At 72.4% G+C, this 15,823-nt stretch carries 18 protein-coding genes; 13 read left to right on the forward strand and 5 right to left on the reverse strand.

The features are described from left to right. Positions 1 to 71 precede the first annotated feature (71 nt). Positions 72 to 1,475, forward strand: a complete 1,404-nt coding sequence (locus tag ACZ7MF_RS34605; RefSeq protein ID WP_471482155.1) for an NAD(P)/FAD-dependent oxidoreductase — start codon at positions 72 to 74, stop codon at positions 1,473 to 1,475. A gap of 23 nt (positions 1,476 to 1,498) precedes the next feature. Here ACZ7MF_RS34605 and ACZ7MF_RS34610 read toward each other — a convergent pair whose 3' ends face one another. After that, positions 1,499 to 2,962: a regulator gene (locus ACZ7MF_RS34610; protein WP_471482156.1), complete on the reverse strand. Its 1,464-nt coding sequence runs from the start codon at positions 2,960 to 2,962 to the stop codon at positions 1,499 to 1,501. A gap of 234 nt (positions 2,963 to 3,196) precedes the next feature. Between ACZ7MF_RS34610 and lipB the strand changes: the two genes are divergently transcribed. From lipB to ACZ7MF_RS34630, 4 genes are all read left to right on the forward strand, one after another. Continuing rightward, on the forward strand, positions 3,197 to 3,997 hold the full coding sequence (lipB, locus tag ACZ7MF_RS34615) for a lipoyl(octanoyl) transferase LipB (protein WP_471482157.1): 801 nt from the start codon (positions 3,197 to 3,199) through the stop codon (positions 3,995 to 3,997). Positions 3,998 to 4,152: 155 nt separating this feature from the next. After that, positions 4,153 to 5,106 carry a lipoyl synthase gene (lipA, locus tag ACZ7MF_RS34620; protein ID WP_356865993.1) on the forward strand — a complete coding sequence of 318 codons (954 nt, stop codon included), beginning with the start codon at positions 4,153 to 4,155 and terminating at the stop codon, positions 5,104 to 5,106. A gap of 244 nt (positions 5,107 to 5,350) precedes the next feature. Further along, positions 5,351 to 5,566, forward strand: a complete 216-nt coding sequence (locus ACZ7MF_RS34625) for an SCO2195 family GlnR-regulated protein (protein WP_398913917.1) — start codon at positions 5,351 to 5,353, stop codon at positions 5,564 to 5,566. An 80-nt stretch (positions 5,567 to 5,646) separates the two neighbouring features. Continuing rightward, a complete protein-coding gene (locus ACZ7MF_RS34630; protein ID WP_385363189.1) occupies positions 5,647 to 6,351 on the forward strand; it encodes a DUF4191 domain-containing protein in 705 nt (234 codons plus the stop codon). A 122-nt stretch (positions 6,352 to 6,473) separates the two neighbouring features. Here the strand turns inward: ACZ7MF_RS34630 and ACZ7MF_RS34635 are convergent, their stop codons facing one another. Then, entirely contained in the window at positions 6,474 to 6,941 is a 468-nt protein-coding gene (locus tag ACZ7MF_RS34635) for an RDD family protein (RefSeq protein ID WP_361007326.1), read from the reverse strand. A gap of 220 nt (positions 6,942 to 7,161) precedes the next feature. Between ACZ7MF_RS34635 and glnA the strand changes: the two genes are divergently transcribed. Together glnA and ACZ7MF_RS34645 are read left to right on the forward strand one after the other, a co-directional pair. After that, positions 7,162 to 8,571, forward strand: a complete 1,410-nt coding sequence (gene glnA, locus ACZ7MF_RS34640) for a type I glutamate--ammonia ligase (protein ID WP_003976617.1) — start codon at positions 7,162 to 7,164, stop codon at positions 8,569 to 8,571. 181 nt (positions 8,572 to 8,752) lie between these two features. Continuing rightward, positions 8,753 to 9,013 (forward strand): SCO2583/SCO2584 N-terminal domain-containing protein, encoded by a 261-nt coding sequence (locus ACZ7MF_RS34645; protein WP_471482158.1) that lies wholly within the window; start codon positions 8,753 to 8,755, stop codon positions 9,011 to 9,013. 30 nt (positions 9,014 to 9,043) lie between these two features. Here ACZ7MF_RS34645 and ACZ7MF_RS34650 read toward each other — a convergent pair whose 3' ends face one another. Next, positions 9,044 to 9,883, reverse strand: coding sequence for an SDR family oxidoreductase (locus ACZ7MF_RS34650; RefSeq protein WP_471482159.1), 840 nt, complete (start codon positions 9,881 to 9,883; stop codon positions 9,044 to 9,046). Positions 9,884 to 9,976: 93 nt separating this feature from the next. Between ACZ7MF_RS34650 and ACZ7MF_RS34655 the strand changes: the two genes are divergently transcribed. From ACZ7MF_RS34655 to ACZ7MF_RS34670, 4 genes are all read left to right on the forward strand, one after another. Next, positions 9,977 to 10,348, forward strand: coding sequence for a winged helix-turn-helix transcriptional regulator (locus ACZ7MF_RS34655; protein WP_003976614.1), 372 nt, complete (start codon positions 9,977 to 9,979; stop codon positions 10,346 to 10,348). A 94-nt stretch (positions 10,349 to 10,442) separates the two neighbouring features. Beyond that, entirely contained in the window at positions 10,443 to 11,357 is a 915-nt protein-coding gene (gene htpX, locus ACZ7MF_RS34660; RefSeq protein ID WP_471482160.1) for a zinc metalloprotease HtpX, read from the forward strand. A gap of 9 nt (positions 11,358 to 11,366) precedes the next feature. Next, positions 11,367 to 11,945: a PspA-associated protein PspAB gene (gene pspAB, locus ACZ7MF_RS34665; protein ID WP_471482161.1), complete on the forward strand. Its 579-nt coding sequence runs from the start codon at positions 11,367 to 11,369 to the stop codon at positions 11,943 to 11,945. 86 nt (positions 11,946 to 12,031) lie between these two features. After that, positions 12,032 to 13,219 (forward strand): winged helix DNA-binding domain-containing protein, encoded by a 1,188-nt coding sequence (locus ACZ7MF_RS34670; protein ID WP_471482162.1) that lies wholly within the window; start codon positions 12,032 to 12,034, stop codon positions 13,217 to 13,219. A 54-nt stretch (positions 13,220 to 13,273) separates the two neighbouring features. Here ACZ7MF_RS34670 and ACZ7MF_RS34675 read toward each other — a convergent pair whose 3' ends face one another. Continuing rightward, complete coding sequence (locus ACZ7MF_RS34675) at positions 13,274 to 13,588, reverse strand: hypothetical protein (RefSeq protein WP_003976610.1); 315 nt, start codon at positions 13,586 to 13,588, stop codon at positions 13,274 to 13,276. 174 nt (positions 13,589 to 13,762) lie between these two features. Here ACZ7MF_RS34675 and ACZ7MF_RS34680 point away from each other — a divergent pair, with 174 nt between their 5' ends. Both ACZ7MF_RS34680 and ACZ7MF_RS34685 read left to right on the forward strand, forming a co-directional pair. Then, complete coding sequence (locus ACZ7MF_RS34680) at positions 13,763 to 14,122, forward strand: arsenate reductase family protein (RefSeq protein ID WP_471482163.1); 360 nt, start codon at positions 13,763 to 13,765, stop codon at positions 14,120 to 14,122. Between the two features lie 118 nt (positions 14,123 to 14,240). Continuing rightward, positions 14,241 to 14,942, forward strand: coding sequence for an RlpA-like double-psi beta-barrel domain-containing protein (locus ACZ7MF_RS34685; protein WP_471482164.1), 702 nt, complete (start codon positions 14,241 to 14,243; stop codon positions 14,940 to 14,942). Positions 14,943 to 14,945: 3 nt separating this feature from the next. On the opposite strand, the gene ACZ7MF_RS34690 is transcribed toward ACZ7MF_RS34685, so the two are convergent. Then, positions 14,946 to 15,818 carry an alpha/beta fold hydrolase gene (locus ACZ7MF_RS34690; RefSeq protein ID WP_471482165.1) on the reverse strand — a complete coding sequence of 291 codons (873 nt, stop codon included), beginning with the start codon at positions 15,816 to 15,818 and terminating at the stop codon, positions 14,946 to 14,948. Positions 15,819 to 15,823: the final 5 nt, after the last annotated feature.

Here is a 15,823-nt window from a genome sequence, read left to right on the forward strand (position 1 = left end):
AACTCGAGTATTCCTCAAGCCGGTTGGGGGCATGACGTCTCCAGCGGCCGCGCAACCTCGAGGAGGGGCACGTGCTTGAGCCCGCGTACCAGGCGGACGTCGTCGTCGTGGGGGCCGGGATCGCCGGACTCGCCGCGGCGCAACGGCTGACCAGCGCAGGAGTGACGACCACGGTCCTGGAGGCCGCCCATGCGGTGGGCGGCCGGATGGCCACCGAGAAGGTCGACGGTTTCCGGCTCGACAGAATCGGACAGTTGCTGTCCACGGCGTATCCCGAACTGCGCCGCACCCCCGGGCTCGACGGCCTCGCGCTGCTGCCCTTCGCCCCCGGGGTCCTGCTGCACAGCGAGGGCCGCCACCATCACGCGGGCGCCCCGTCGGGCGTACGGAGCGCACGGGGCGCACTCCATGCGGTGCGCGCCCTCGCGAGCGCCCCCCGCTCAATGCCCGCGCCCCGGCGCACGGTGAACGCGCCCGGCACGTCCGGCAGGCCCGCCGCCGCGCCCCGCACCCGCGCCGGCGCGCCGCTCGGCACCGCCGTGGACCAGGCCCGGCTCGGTGCCGCGCTGGCCCGGCTCGCGCACACGCCGGCCGAACGGCTGCTGGCCCGGCCGGAGCTACCCGCCGCCCGGGCGCTGGCGGCCCGCGGGCTGCCGGCCCGCACGATCGACGGCTTCCTGCGCCCCCTGCTCGCCGCCCTGCTGTACGACCCGGACCTCACGACGTCCAGCCGGTGCGCGGACCTCGCGCTGCGCGCCTTCGCCGGCGGACGGCTCGCGCTCCCCGAGGGCGGCGCCGAGGCCCTGCCGGAGCACATGGCGCGGTCCCTGCCGCCGGGCACCGTGCACACCGGAGTCCGCGTCACCTCGGTCGCGACCAACGCGGTGACCACCGCGGAGCACGGCGTCGTCCGCTGCCGGGCGGTGCTCGTGGCGACCGACGCCCGCGCCGCGGCCGGACTGCTGCCGGGGCTGAGGGTGCCGGACTTCCACCCGGTGACGGTGGTCCACCACACGACCGACGAGCCGACGACCACCGGCGCGGCCCTGCTGCTCGACGCCGACCGGGGCGGCCCGGTGGCCCACACGGCACAGGTCAGCCAGGTGGACCCGTCCCGCGCGCCCGCCGGCCGCACCCTGGTCTCCTCGACGGTCCTCGGCCCTCCCCCGCCCGACCTGGACACCGCCGTACGCATCCACCTGTCCCGCCTCTACGGCACCCCGACCGCCCGCTGGGAGACCCTCGCCGTGCACCACACGCCCGAGGCGGTGCCCGCGATGCGCCCGCCGCACGATCCACGCAGGCCGGTACGGCTGCTGGCCGGGCTGTACGTGTGCGGCGACCACCGCGACACCAGCACCGCCCAGGGCGCCCTGCACTCGGGCCACCGGGCCTCGGCGGCGATCCTGAGGGACCTCGGCGCGGGCCGTCCGATGCACTCGGCGGAGCCGACGGCGACGGCCCACGCGGCCTAGAGGGTGTCCCGCCCGGACCGGCGCTACCCCAGGGCGGCCACCTTGTCGCGGTACCCCCGTACCGGGGCGGCGTCCCGGTAGGGCTCCAGGCGGCGCTCGAAGTCGCGGACGTACTCCGCGGCGCGTACCGAGCGCATCTCGGCGGCCTGCCCCGCCGCCTCGGCGGCCAGCTGGCAGGCCTGGTCGAGCTCGCCGAGGCCGAGCCGGGCGGTGGCGAGGACGACCCGGCAGAACAGCCGGCTGCGGGCGTAGACGGGGGCGCGCAGTTGCAGCGAGCGTTCCGCGTGCTGGGCGGCGGCGCGGAACTGCTGGAGGTCGCGGTGGCAGTGCCCGAACTCGTCGGCGAGCTGCGCCTCGTCGAAGAAGCGCGCCCAGTGCGGCACCTCGTCGCCGGGCCGGGCGGCCTCCAGCGCCCGCTCGGCCCGGACGAGGGCGGCGGTGCAGGCCCGCACCTCGCCGAGCAGGCCGTGCGCCCGCGCCTCGGCGGCGTGCAGCAGGGTCTGCACGACCGGCGGCGCGGAGGTCCCCACGCCCTGCTGCGCCACCCGCGCGAGCTGCACGGCCTCGCGCCCGTGGCCCAGGTAGACGGCCTGCCGGCTCATGGTGACCAGCACGTACGAGCCGTACGCCCGGTCCCCGGCCGCCTGCGACAGCCGCAGCGCCTGCACGAAGTAGCGCTGGGCGAGGCCGTGCGCGGCGATGTCGTACGAGGTCCAGCCGGCGAGCCGGGTCAGGTCGGCGGCGGCGGCGAAGAGGCGGCGGCCGGTCTGCTCGCCGTAGGTGCCGCGCAGCATCGGCTCCAGCTCGTGCTCCAGATAGCGCACGAGGGCCTGGCGGGCGTGTCCGCCGCCGTACCGGTCGTCGAGGCTGCGGAACAGCTCGCCGACGGAGCGCAGCGCGGCGAGGTCGCCCCCGCTGACCTTCTGGCCGGGGCCGCGGTCGGCCGGGGCCCGGCGCCTGGACGGGTCGAGCGGGACGGCGAGCCGCGGGGTCGCCGGGCGGCCCTGCGCGGGAATCCGGACGGGCACCTCGACGCGGGCCACCTTCTCGTCGGGCCGGCCGATCAGCCAGTCGCGGCTGGGCACGACGAGTCCGGCCGGGGTGAAGGCGATCTTCCGCAGCTCGGCGTGGCTGCCGGAGTCCTTGCGCCACAGACCGCCGACGATGTCGACCGCCTCCTCCGGGCTGCCGGCGAACTCCAGGCCCGCGTAGACGGGCGCGCAGGCGTCCAGGCCGAGGTCCTGGGCGGTCAGGCGGCGACCCAGGCGCCGGGTGAAGACCTCGGCGATCAGGGCCGGGGTGGTGCCGCGGGGCTGCTGGCCGCGCAGCCACCGGGTGACGGACGTCTTGTCATATCTGAGGTCCAGGCCGTGTTCGAGTCCGAGCTGGTCGACGCGACGCGCGAGACCCGCGTTCGAGAACCCCGCTTCGGCGATGAGCGCGGCGAGCTGGCGGTTGGGGGTGCGCTGCGCGGGTCGTTCCGTCATGGTGCGGTGCGGTCTCCTGCCTTCCGGGCGTTCGATTGCCCGGAGCGCCTGTGAGCAGCCCTTATGGCCTCGTGAACGGCGTGAATGTAGCGGAGAGTAAGCACCCGATCGCACAATTCGCCCGGCATTCATCCGATCGTGTGAGAATCGCCCGCCCGGCTGACGGCGCGCGGGCGGTCGTACAGTGGCGTGGGCACGCTTCGTGCCTTACGACCTTGCAGGGAGGCACGTGCCGTGAGTGAGCTGCGCTTCGTCCGGATGGGGTTCGGTGCCGATCGCGTCGAGTACCAGGAGGCGTGGGACGAACAGCGCCGGGTGCACACCGCGCGGTTCGTCGACGAGGTCCCCGACACCGTGCTGCTCCTCGAACACCCGCCGGTCTACACCGCCGGCCGGCGCACCGAGGACAGCGAGCGTCCACTGGACGGCACCCCGGTGATCGACGTGGACCGCGGCGGCAAGATCACCTGGCACGGCCCGGGCCAGCTGGTGGGCTACCCCATCCAGAAGCTCCCGCGCCCGGTCGACGTGGTGGCCCACGTCCGCCGCCTGGAGGAGGCCCTGATCCGCACCTGCGCGGAGTTCGGCCTGGAGACCTCCCGGGTGGAGGGCCGCAGCGGGGTCTGGATCCTCGGCGACCCGGTCGAGCGGCGTCCCGCGCTCGGCGGACTCTCCCTGGACTTCGACCCGCGCCTGACGGACGACGAGTTCGACCCCCGCCTCAACGGCCCCGACTACGCCCCGTCCAACGCGGGCCAGCGCCGCGAGGACCGCAAGATCGCCGCGATCGGCATCCGGGTCGCCAAGGGCGTCACGATGCACGGCTTCGCGCTGAACGTGAACCCCGACAACAAGTGGTTCGACAAGATCATCCCCTGCGGCATCCGCGACGCGGGCGTCGCCTCCCTGGCGAACGAACTCGGCCGCGACGTGACCATCGAGGAGGTCCTCCCGGTGGCGGAGCGCCACCTGCGCGACGTCCTGGAGAACGCGGACCTGAAGCCGCGGGTGATCGAGAAGGCCCCGGCGGCATAAAACCAGCCCGTCCGGCGTTTGAGGACGAGGCCCGTTCAGGGCCGAAGCGGGGGCCTGGGGGCGGCAGCCCCCAGAGGCCAGCACCCTCGCCGGGCATTCAAATCAACGGGCGTACGCTTAAAGGCGCCGAAGAATCAAACGCTAGGGAGCCGGTCGTGTCCGCAGTCGCACCCGACGGACGCAAGATGCTGCGCCTGGAGGTCCGCAACAGCCAGACCCCCATCGAGCGCAAGCCCGAGTGGATCAAGACGCGGGCGAAAATGGGCCCCGAGTACACCAAGATGCAGAACCTCGTGAAGGGCGAGGGCCTGCACACGGTCTGCCAGGAAGCCGGCTGTCCCAACATCTACGAGTGCTGGGAGGACCGCGAGGCGACCTTCCTCATCGGCGGCGACCAGTGCACCCGGCGCTGCGACTTCTGCCAGATCGACACCGGCAAGCCCGAGGCGCTCGACCGCGACGAGCCGCGCCGCGTCGGCGAGTCCGTGGTCACCATGGACCTGAACTACGCCACCATCACCGGCGTCGCCCGCGACGACCTCCCCGACGGCGGCGCGTGGCTGTACGCCGAGACGGTGCGCCAGATCCACCAGCAGACCGCCGGCCGCGAGGCCGGCCGCACCAAGGTCGAGCTGCTGGCCCCCGACTTCAACGCCGTTCCGGAGCTGCTCCGGGAGGTCTTCGAGTCCCGCCCCGAGGTCTTCGCGCACAACGTCGAGACCGTCCCGCGGATCTTCAAGCGCATCCGCCCGGGCTTCCGCTACGAGCGGTCCCTGAAGGTCATCACGGACGCCCGCGACTTCGGCCTGATCACCAAGTCGAACCTGATTCTCGGCATGGGCGAGACCCGTGAGGAGATCAGCGAGGCGCTGAAGCAGCTGCACGAGGCCGGCTGCGAGCTGATCACCATCACGCAGTACCTGCGTCCGTCCGTGCGCCACCACCCCGTGGAGCGCTGGGTCAAGCCGCAGGAGTTCGTGGAGCTGAAGGAGGAGGCCGAGCAGATCGGCTTCTCCGGTGTGATGTCGGGCCCGCTGGTCCGCTCGTCCTACCGGGCCGGACGGCTCTACGGAATGGCCATGGAGCAGCGCCGGTCCGCCACCGTGTGAATTCCCGCACAAGTCACTACTGGCCAGTAATGGCCGATACTCCGCGGCCCCGACCGTCCTCGCTGATGAGGGCACCGGTCGGGGCCGCGAGCCCGTTCCGGGACCCGGCGACTCGGCTTCATGTGCGTTTGACCGGCGGGTCACGCCCTGGTAACACCAATCAGTGACCCTGGAATCACAGCACGTACACCATCACGTACACCCGTCTCCGTACCCGGAGCCGTACCGAGGGGGGACCTCCACGATGCAGGCCGCGCCCGTTCGCCCCACCGCCGTCCGCGCCACCGCCATCCCGTCGTTCACCACCGCCCTGCGGGCCGTCGAGTCGCTGCTGATGAGCGGCGGCCAGCGCACCGCCCGGCGCAACGCCTGGAACTCCGTCCTGGAGGACCGCCGCCGCGCCAAGGACCGGATCGAGACCGAGCGCGCGCTGCGGCAGTCCGTCGCCGGCCGTCCCTGACCGCGTCCCGCTCCACCCCCGACGGGCACGGCCGGGCACTGCCGTCGTCGGCGCTTTCGGGGGCACGTAGACTTCGTGCCATGGCGAGGAAGGAACCTGCAGCGGACGCTGCGAATCCCGGGCGACTGAAGCAGATCGCTCAGACCTACAAGATGACCCGCAAGGCCGACAAGAAGATCGGTCTTGTGCTCGCGGGTGTCGGCATCGTCGTCTTCGGTGTCCTCCTCGCGATCGGTTTCTTGATCGGTCACCCCATCTATCTCGGCATCCTGGGCGTGCTGCTCGCCTTCCTCGCGACGGCGATCGTCTTCGGGCGCCGGGCCGAGCGGGCGGCCTTCGGTCAGATGGAGGGACAGCCGGGCGCTGCGGCGGCCGTGCTGGACAACATCGGCCGGGGCTGGACGACGACCCCCGCGGTGGCGATGAACCGCAACCAGGACGTGGTGCACCGAGCGGTCGGCAAGGCCGGCATCGTGCTCGTCGCGGAGGGCAACCCGAACCGGGTGAAGTCCCTGCTCGCGGCCGAGAAGAAGAAGATGAACCGCATCGTCGCCGACGTCCCCGTGCACGACCTGCTCGTGGGCACCGGCGAGGGGCAGGTCCAGCTGAAGAAGCTGCGCACGACCATGCTCAAGCTCCCGCGCGTCCTGAGCGGCCCGCAGGTCACCGTGACCAACGACCGGCTGCGCGCCCTGGGCGACCTGATGAGCAACATGCCGCTGCCCAAGGGCCCGATGCCGAAGGGCATGCGGATGCCGAGGGGCGGCAACCCCAAGCAGCGCTGACCAGCGCCGACCCGTAGGACTCCAAAACGCCGGTACGGCGATGGGGGCGGCCCGAGTGATCGGGCCGCCCCCATCGCCGTACCGGCGTCGTGGCGCTTGGCGGCGTCTTGGGTGCGTGGGTGTCAGATCCGGACTTCCACGGTGCGCGCCAGCCGGTCGTGCAGGCCCCGGCCGTCGCGGTCCCAGATCAGCGCCGGGAGCGCGAGGCACAGCAGGACCGAGCGGAGCAGGGCGCGCAGCGGGCTGGGGCGGCCCGTGGCGAGGTCCACGACGCGCAGGCCGAACAGGCGCTTGCCCGGGGTGAAGCCCACCGTGCCGACGGTCAGCACACTCAGCACGAAGAAGATCAGCAGGGCCCAGTTGCTCGCCGTCTGCCCGTAGCTGCCCGTGATCAGGCCGTATGCGATCAGGGAGCACAGGGCCCAGTCGACGGCCAGGGCGCCGAGCCGCCTGCCCGGGCGGGCGATCGAACCCGGTCCCTCCGCGGGCAGACCGAGCTGCTCGCCGCGGTGCCCGAGATCGGCGCCGGCCTCTTCCACGGCCGCGCGGGGGCCGGAGAGCCACGATCCGATTGCTTGCCTGTTGTCCACCCGAACACGGTACTGCGCCCGTATACGTACCGGGAACGGCGGGGTGTGCGGGCCCCCGATCCGGCCTAGGCTGGGCAGGGAGCCGGTTAACTTCTGCGAAACAAATGGGTCACGCCCGAGAAATCACCCGTCCCTAGGGTCGAGGAAGCGTGTGCCACCCGCACTGGCCGCACGAACGATCTACCAACCCGGCGGGACGGTCGGGAGTAGGAGGAGCTGGATGTTCCAGAACGCCGACGACGTCAAGAAGTTCATCGCGGACGAGGACGTCAAGTTCGTCGATGTCCGGTTCTGCGACCTGCCGGGCGTCATGCAGCACTTCACGCTGCCCGCCACGGCGTTCGACCCCGACGCCGAGCAGGCCTTCGACGGATCCTCGATCCGCGGCTTCCAGGCCATCCACGAGTCGGACATGTCCCTGCGCCCCGACCTGTCCACCGCGCGCGTCGACCCGTTCCGCCGGGACAAGACCCTCAACATCAACTTCTTCATCCACGACCCGATCACGGGTGAGCAGTACTCCCGCGACCCGCGGAACGTGGCGAAGAAGGCCGAGGCGTACCTGGCGTCCACGGGCATCGCCGACACGGCGTTCTTCGGTCCCGAGGCCGAGTTCTACGTCTTCGACTCCGTCCGCTTCGCCACCCGCGAGAACGAGTCCTTCTACCACATCGACTCCGAGGCCGGCGCCTGGAACACCGGTGCGCTGGAGGACAACCGCGGTTACAAGGTCCGCTACAAGGGCGGCTACTTCCCGGTCCCGCCGGTCGACCACTTCGCCGACCTGCGCGCCGAGATCTCCCTGGAGCTGGAGCGGTCCGGCCTCCAGGTCGAGCGCCAGCACCACGAGGTGGGCACCGCCGGCCAGGCGGAGATCAACTACAAGTTCAACACGCTGCTCGCGGCCGCGGACGACCTCCAGCTCTTCAAGTACATCGTGAAGAACGTGGCGTGGAAGAACGGCAAGACGGCGACCTTCATGCCGAAGCCGATCTTCGGTGACAACGGCTCGGGCATGCACGTCCACCAGTCGCTGTGGTCGGGCGGCGAGCCGCTCTTCTACGACGAGCAGGGCTACGCCGGTCTGTCGGACACCGCCCGCTACTACATCGGCGGCATCCTCAAGCACGCCCCGTCGCTGCTGGCCTTCACCAACCCGACGGTGAACTCCTACCACCGCCTGGTGCCGGGCTTCGAGGCGCCGGTGAACCTGGTGTACTCGCAGCGCAACCGCTCGGCCGCGATGCGCATCCCGATCACGGGCTCGAACCCGAAGGCCAAGCGCGTCGAGTTCCGCGCCCCGGACGCCTCCGGCAACCCGTACCTGGCGTTCTCTGCGCTGCTGCTCGCGGGCCTGGACGGCATCAAGAACAAGATCGAGCCGGCCGAGCCGATCGACAAGGACCTCTACGAGCTGGCTCCCGAGGAGCACGCGAACGTGGCGCAGGTCCCGACCTCGCTGGGCGCGGTCCTCGACCGCCTGGAGGCCGACCACGAGTTCCTGCTCCAGGGCGACGTGTTCACGCCGGACCTGATCGAGACGTGGATCGACTTCAAGCGCGCCAACGAGATCGCGCCGCTGCAGCTGCGTCCGCACCCGCACGAGTTCGAGATGTACTTCGACGTGTGATCGACCCCTCGACCGGTGAACCGACCGGCTGACCGGCGCCCCCGTCCCCGTTTCCCGGGGGCGGGGGCGCCGTCGTGCGTGGCCGAAAACCCTTCACAGCGTGCGGACGGGCCGGGATCATGTCTACTGACACGGTTGTTCGAGTCGGATTGACGTCGGGGGGACGGGGAGAGTGCCGGAGATGCCGGATCGCGACGACGAGGAGCGCGAGTACGACCTGAGGTGGGCGGAGGGTGCCGAGCACAAGGAGCCCTCGGCGCGCGCCCGGATGCTCGCCGCGCGCTGGAAGGAGAACCCTCCCGGCCCGGTCCCCTTCCGCGCCGAACCCGACCACGTGGGCTCACGGCGCCGGTCGTCGTGGGTGTCCACCGTCGTGGTGCTCGGCTGTGTGGCCGCGGTGATCGTGCTGCTCGGTTACATCAACTTCCGGGCGCCCTACTAGTACCGCGCTGCCGCCCCGGACCGGCGCCCCTCAGCGGAACGCGTCGGCGTTGCGGGCCGCCCAGTCGGCGAAGGGCCGCGGGGCCCGGCCCAGGACCCGCTCGATGTCCGGGCTGACGCGCAGCTCCGCCGGGCTCGGGTTGCCGAGGATGTCGAGGGTGTCGTCGGCGAGCTCCGCCGGCATGCTCTGGGCCATGGCGGTCCTGGCCTCCTCCCGGGTCAGCTCGTGGAAGGCCACGGGCGAGCCCAGCGCGGCGGCGAGGGCCTCCGTCTGCCCGCGCGGAGTGATCACCTCCGGGCCGGTCAGCTCGTAGGCCCCGCCGGTGTGCCGGTCCTCCAGCAGGCAGGCCGCCGCCACCGCGGCGATGTCCGCCGGGTCGACGACCGGCACTCCGACGTCGCCGAAGGGAGCGGCGACGACCCGTCGCGCACGGACGGACTCGGCCCACCACAGCGCGTTGGAGGCGAAGCCGCCGGGCCGCAGGACGGCCCATTCCAGGCCGGACTCCCGCAGCGTGTCCTCCAGCTCGCGCATCGCGATCCGGGTCGCCCCGAAGGGCCTGGTCACCACGCCGAGCGTGGAGAGCAGGACGACGCGGCGGACCCCGCTCCGCGCGGCTTCGCCGATGAGGTCGGCGGGGTTGGCGCCGAGGGCGTGCAGGTCGCCGGAGAGCAGCAGGAACAGCGACTTGGCCCCGGCCAGCGCGGGCCGCAGCCCGGCCGGCTCGGCGAGGTCGGCCACCAGGTGGCGGACGCCGTCCGGTACCGCCGCCGGGTGCCGTGACACCGCCGTCACCTGCTCGCCCGCCTCTGCCAGCGCCCGCGTCAGCGGGCGGCCGATGTTCCCGGTGGCCCCGGTCACGACGATCATGATGAGCTCCTTGTCGGATGTCCTCTGTGGATCTTCACGCTAGGAGCACCGGCTAACTTTTGGTAAGGGCATACCTGAAGGTAAGCTCATGACATGACAGAAGGTTTGCAGCCCGGACGGGTCGAGCCCGGGGCGCGGTATGACGTGTTTCACACCGACTGCCTGGCGCGCGACATGGTCGACCACGTGACCAGCAGGTGGGGCATCTGGGTGCTGATCGCCCTGCGGCGCAACGACCTCCGGTTCTACGAGCTGCGCGAGAGCATCCAGGGCATCAGCGAGAAGATGCTCGCTCAGACCCTGCGCGTGCTGGTCGAGGACGGCCTGGTCTGGCGGGAGGTCGAGCCGACGACACCGCCCCGGGTCACGTACGGGCTGAGCGAGTTCGGCCGGGACATCGGCGAGCCGCTGACGGAGCTGTTCGACCGCATCACCCGGCGGCTGGCACCGTTCGACACCGCCTAGCCTCCGGGGCGCCTGGCCTCCGGGGCGCCTGGCCTCCGGGGCGCCGGGTGCACACTGGACAGCGGGACGAGTGCCCGACTGTGAGGTGGTACAGATGCAGAGCCGCTTCCGGAGCGACCGGCGGTTGACCGTGCGCATGGGGATCACCCTTTTCCTGCTCGGCCTGTTGTACGTGGGTTTCGTCGCCGCGCTGATCGCGCTGCTGAAGTCCTGGGTCCTGGTCGTGGTGATCGTGGCGCTGGTGTTCGGGGCGCAGTACTGGTTCTCCGACCGGATCGCGCTGTTCGCGATGCGCGGCCGGGTCGTGGAGCGGGAGGAGTATCCGGAGCTGCACGGGGTGGTGGACCGGCTGGCGGCGATGGCCGACATGCCGAAGCCGGTGGTCGCGGTGTCGGAGATGGAGATGCCGAACGCCTTCGCCACCGGCCGCAATCCGGACAACGCGGTGGTCTGTGTCACGACCGGGCTGCTGCGGCGGCTGGAGCCCGCGGAGCTGGAGGGGGTGCTGGCGCACGAGCTGTCGCACGTGGCGCACAAGGACGTCGCGGTGATCACGGTGGCGTCGTTCCTCGGCGTGATCGCGGGCCTGATCGTGCGGTTCGCCTTCTACTCGCAGCTCTTCGGCGGGCGGCGGGACCAGAACACGATGGCCGTGCTGGCGGTCGTGATGGGCGTCTCGGCGGCCGTGTACGCGCTCAGCTTCCTGCTGATCCGGGCCCTGTCCCGATACCGGGAGCTGGCGGCCGACCGGGCCGCGGCCCTGCTCACCGGGCGCCCCTCGGCGCTGGCGGCGGCGCTCACCAAGGTCACCGGCGACATCGCCCGCATCCCGACCAAGGACCTGCGCACGGCCCAGGCCTTCAACGCCTTCTACTTCACCCCGGCCTTCGGCAGCGAACCCGGCCTCGGCCGGTTCTTCGCCACCCACCCCAGCCTGGAGCAGCGGCTCGACCAGCTGGGCCGGATCTCCACCGAGCTGGGCGAGGCACCGGCCCCCGGCAAGGCCTGAGGCGCGGGCATGGGACTGCTGGACATCCTGCTCGGCCGCTCCAAAGCCGTGGGCCCGGATCTGGACCGGCTCTTCGCGCTGCCCTCCGCGGCCGTGGGCCTGGAGGCCGCCGCCGGGTTCCGTCCGACCGGGCAGGGGGCGGTGTGCTTCGCGACGGTCGAGGGCGCCGCATTCGAGCGCACGCACCGCGAGATCCGCGCCCTGCTGGACGCGGACGCCGGCCGGACCCCGGTGGAGCTGACCCACGACTCCTACGGCTACTCCTGGCTCGTCTCGCAGCGCTCACCGGGCGAACTGCCCCTTCTGGTGAACGACCTGCACGCGGTGAACAGCACCCTGGAGACGGGCGGGTTCGGCCCGCGGCTGCTGTGCTCGCTGGCCGGTTTCGTGGACGACGACGGGCGGCGGCTCGCCCTCGTCTACCTGTACAAGCGCGGCACGTTCTACCCCTTCGCGCCCCTGCCCGGCGAACGGCGGCAGCGGGACAACGCGCTGGAGCTGCGGATACGGGCGGTGCTCGCCGGCGAACTGCCGGTGGAGGGCGACCTGGGCCGCTGGTTCCCGGTGTGGGGCGCGCCCGGACTCTGACCGCCGGGCGCGGCCGCCTGTCAGTGGCGTCGGGCACGATGTCCGTACCGAGGACGCTACGGACGCGACGACGGGCGGAGGGCCCCATGGATGACGGCGGACGACGGCACATCGGGACGGCCGAACGGCGGCACCGGCTGGCCCTGCGGCAGCGGCTGGCGGGGGCCGCGCGGGCGGGGAGCCCCGAGGAGGTCGCCGGATCGCTGGTGGCGCTGCACGGCACGGACCCGGCGGCGGTGCACCTGGCCGTGGGTGCGCGGCTGGCGGACGCGGCGAAGACCGTGGGCGAGACGGAACGGGCGCTGTACGAGGACGGGGCACTGGTCCGGATGCACGGCATGCGGCACACGGTGTTCGTGTTCCCCACCGAGCTGACGGCGGTCGTGCACGCCTCCACCGGCCGCACCGTCGCCGCCCGGGAGCGGGCCAGACTGCTCAAGAACATGGCGGCGGCCGGGGCGCCGGACGCCGCCTGGCTGACCGAGGTGGAGGAGTCCGCACTGGCCGCGCTGGCCCGGCGCGGCCAGGCCACGGCGGCCGAACTGGCCCGCGACGAGCCGCGGCTCAAGGAGCAGTACGTCTACGCGGCCGGGAAGAGCTACGAGGGCGTGCACACCGTCTCCACCCAATTGCTGAGGGTGCTGGGCGTGGAGGGCAAGGTGGTGCGGGGGCGGCCGCTGGGCTCGTGGACGTCCAGTCAGTTCCGCTGGGCGCCGGCGCCGGAGCATCCCGAGCTGGACCCGGCCGGGGCCCAGGCCGAGCTGTTGCGCCGGTGGCTGACGGCCTGCGGTCCGGCGACCGAGGACGACCTCAAGTGGTGGACCGGGTGGCGGGTGACCGAGGTGCGCCGCGCGCTGACCGCGATCGGCGCGGAGGCGGTCTCGCTGGACGAGGGCACGGGGTACGTCGTCTCCGGTGACACCGGCCCGGTCGCCGGGCCCGCCGAGCCGTGGGCGGCACTGCTGCCCGCGCTGGATCCCACCGCGATGGGCTGGCAGCAGCGCGACTGGTACCTCGCCCCCGGGCTGCGGCCGATGCTCTTCGACCGCAGCGGCAACGTCGGACCGACCGTGTGGTGGAACGGCCGCGTGGTCGGGGGCTGGGCCCAGCGCGCCGACGGCGAGATCGTCTGGCGGCTGCCGGCCGGCGAGGACATCGGCGGCGACGCCGAGGCCGCGATCGGGACGGAGGCCGAACGCCTGTCGTCCTGGGTGGGCACGACCCGGATCACGCCGCGGTTCCGGACGCCGCTGGAACGGGAGTTGTCGGCGTAGGTCAGGCCTTGGAACGCCGGGCGCCCGCAGGAGAAGGGGCACCCGGCGTCCCGCTCACCGCGAGTACCGCATCAGCGCCCGCACCATGTGGCACGTGGTGTCCGACGGCGGGTGGACCCCGATGGTCAGGGCAGCGCTCCGTATCCTCTCGTTGCGCGCCTGGTTGGGCAGGTAGACGCCGGAGTCGAGCAGGGCGATGGCGAGCCGCATCGCCTTGAGCCGGCGGTTGTGCGTCACGTACCACTCGCGGGGGCGGCCCGCCGGCAGCGGACGCTTCTCCACGGGTTCGTACGGCAGGTCGAGCAGGACGGGCCGCTTGGCGGTGGACTGGGTGGGCAACGGCTTCGGCTTCAGTGCGGCAGCGGGCACGGGCATCCTCCTGTCGCGGTCAGGGCGCCGTCCGGACTCCCCGGCGACACCCTCGAACACTGCTTCTATTTTACCGCCCACCACTGACAAAAGCCCCTGCCCACAAGGGCTTTCGGGGCCGCTGGGACCCACGTGGTGAACGAGTTTCGACACCCTCCGGCTACCGTGTCCGGCATGGAGATCTGGATCAACCCGGCCTGTTCGAAGTGCCGCAGCGCGATCAGCCTGCTCGACGCGGAGGGGGCCGACTACACCGTCCGCCGCTATCTGGAGGACGTACCGAGCGCGGACGAGATCCGCGAGGTGCTCACCCGGCTCGGACTCGAACCGTGGGACATCACCCGCACCCAGGAGGCGGCCGCCAAGGAACTGGGCCTGAAGGACTGGCCCCGTGACGAGGCGTCACGCGACCGCTGGATCACCGCGCTCACCGAACACCCGAAGCTGATCCAGCGCCCGATCATCACGGCGGACGACGGAACGGCCGTGGTGGGCCGCTCCGACGAGGCGGTCCGGGACGCCCTGTCCCGCTAGACCGGGACTCGACGGTGTGACGCAGGTTACGTGCGCCCGTCGTCGCGACCGGTGAGCAACTCCGTTCGGTATCTCGTACATAGCGGCGTACGCTCCCCTACCTCTTCAGGAGGCGCGCATGTCGCGCAGGAGAACTCTCGGTACGCAGAAGAAGATCGCGCTCCTGGTCGGCGCCGCCGCGGTGGCCGGTGGCGGCGCCTTCTTCGCGGCGAACGCGTCGAATGCCGCGCAGACCACCCAGGAGGCCCGGACGAAGGCCGCCCAGGACTCGGGCGTCTGCCAGGGCCTGGCCACCGCGCTCGGCAACAACCAGCGGTTCATCGAGGGCCAGCGGGCCAATCCCGACGCGCAGTCGCAGGCCCGGATCGAGAACCGCGAGGCCGTCGTCGCGGAGATCGAGCGCAAGCAGGCGGCGTCCGGGTGCGCGGTCGGGGAGTCGGCTCAGGACCCCCAGGCCCAGGATCCCCAGGCGCAGGACTCCCAGGCCCAGGACTCCCAGGCCGCGCAGCCGCCGCAGCCGCCGCAGCAGCAGCAGGGCGCCGGTGACCAGGCCGGAGGCGCCGCGCAGGCCGGCCAGCAGGTCTGCGCCGGTTCCACCGTCACCCTTTCCGGCGAGGGCGGCGCGCCCGCCGCCTCCAGCAACCAGTTCCCGGTGGGCACGAAGCTCCGGGTGACCAACCTCGACAACGACAAGTCCACGACCGTGGAGGTGAACTCGGTGTCGGGAAGCTGCGCGCTGCTGAACAACGCGGCGTTCGAACAGGTCCGGGAGGAGGGCAAGTTCCTGATCCGGCGGGCGCTGATCGAGAAGGTCGGCTGAGGCTCAGCCGGCGGGCGCGGTGAGGAAGTCGCCGAGGCGGCGGCCGAGGCCGGGCGGCGCGGACTGGGGCAGCGCGTGGTGCGACACGTCCGGCAGGACGGCCGTCTCGACGTGCGGCAGCAGGGCCCGCGCCCGGGCCGCCACCTGGGCGGTGTCGTGAGTCCTGCTGTTCCCGGCCAGGAGCAGCAGGACCGGCACCTCAAGCGCCCGCAGCGCTTCCGGGGCCGGGCGGGGTCCGGTGACCGGCCTGCGCTCCGGGAAACCGACGGCGGCCTCCTGGAGGGCGAGCCAGTCCGCGTCGAGCGGGGTCGCACCGGTCTCCCACTCCAGGAAGGCGCGGACCCGGCGGGGCGTGGGCCGCAGCAGCATCGGCAGCGCGCGCAGCAGGTAGGCCGCCTTGAACCCGGCGAAGCACTGGGTCGGGTCCAGGAGGAACAGGCGGCGTACCCGGCCGGGCGCGTGCAGGGCGTGGTGCAGGGCGATCCAGGCGCCGTAGGAGTGCCCGCCGAGGTCCGTCTCCGCGATGCCGAGGCCGTCGAGGAGAGCGTCCAGCCAGCCGGTCAGGTCGGCGACCGTACGGGGGTGGCGGTCGCCGGCCGGTGTGCTGCGGCCCGGCGCGCCGATCAGGTCGACGGCGTGGACGCGGTGGGTGCGGGACAGCTCGGCGGCCTGGGCGTACCAGGACGCGGAGGTCGCCGCACCGCCGCCCGGCAGCAGCACGAGGGGGCGGCCGTCGGCCGGGCCGGTCACGTGGACGTGCGTCTCGCCGAAGGGAGTGGGGACGGTCACCGACCCGGTCCCCGTGGGCCACTTGGCCATGACCTTGTCGTAGGCGTCCTGGAAACGGCCGGCGTCGTACGGACCGCGAGCGCTCATGAGCG

Source organism: Streptomyces sp. NPDC111628 (assembly GCF_055635195.1).

Bases quoted from the DNA above. Each gene is read 5' to 3' on its own strand.
- ACZ7MF_RS34650 (WP_471482159.1), bottom strand. From the start codon at position 9,883: ATGATCGTCGTGACCGGGGCCACCGGGAACATCGGCCGCCCGCTGACG.
- ACZ7MF_RS34625 (WP_398913917.1), top strand. From the start codon at position 5,351: ATGCAGGCCGCGCCCGTTCGCCCCACCGCCGTCCGCGCCACCGCCATC.
- glnA (WP_003976617.1), top strand. From the start codon at position 7,162: ATGTTCCAGAACGCCGACGACGTCAAGAAGTTCATCGCGGACGAGGAC.
- ACZ7MF_RS34680 (WP_471482163.1), top strand. From the start codon at position 13,763: ATGGAGATCTGGATCAACCCGGCCTGTTCGAAGTGCCGCAGCGCGATC.
- ACZ7MF_RS34670 (WP_471482162.1), top strand. From the start codon at position 12,032: ATGGATGACGGCGGACGACGGCACATCGGGACGGCCGAACGGCGGCAC.
- ACZ7MF_RS34690 (WP_471482165.1), bottom strand. From the start codon at position 15,818: ATGAGCGCTCGCGGTCCGTACGACGCCGGCCGTTTCCAGGACGCCTAC.
- ACZ7MF_RS34685 (WP_471482164.1), top strand. From the start codon at position 14,241: ATGTCGCGCAGGAGAACTCTCGGTACGCAGAAGAAGATCGCGCTCCTG.
- ACZ7MF_RS34645 (WP_471482158.1), top strand. From the start codon at position 8,753: ATGCCGGATCGCGACGACGAGGAGCGCGAGTACGACCTGAGGTGGGCG.
- htpX (WP_471482160.1), top strand. From the start codon at position 10,443: ATGCAGAGCCGCTTCCGGAGCGACCGGCGGTTGACCGTGCGCATGGGG.
- pspAB (WP_471482161.1), top strand. From the start codon at position 11,367: ATGGGACTGCTGGACATCCTGCTCGGCCGCTCCAAAGCCGTGGGCCCG.
- ACZ7MF_RS34630 (WP_385363189.1), top strand. From the start codon at position 5,647: ATGGCGAGGAAGGAACCTGCAGCGGACGCTGCGAATCCCGGGCGACTG.
- ACZ7MF_RS34655 (WP_003976614.1), top strand. From the start codon at position 9,977: ATGACAGAAGGTTTGCAGCCCGGACGGGTCGAGCCCGGGGCGCGGTAT.
- ACZ7MF_RS34610 (WP_471482156.1), bottom strand. From the start codon at position 2,962: ATGACGGAACGACCCGCGCAGCGCACCCCCAACCGCCAGCTCGCCGCG.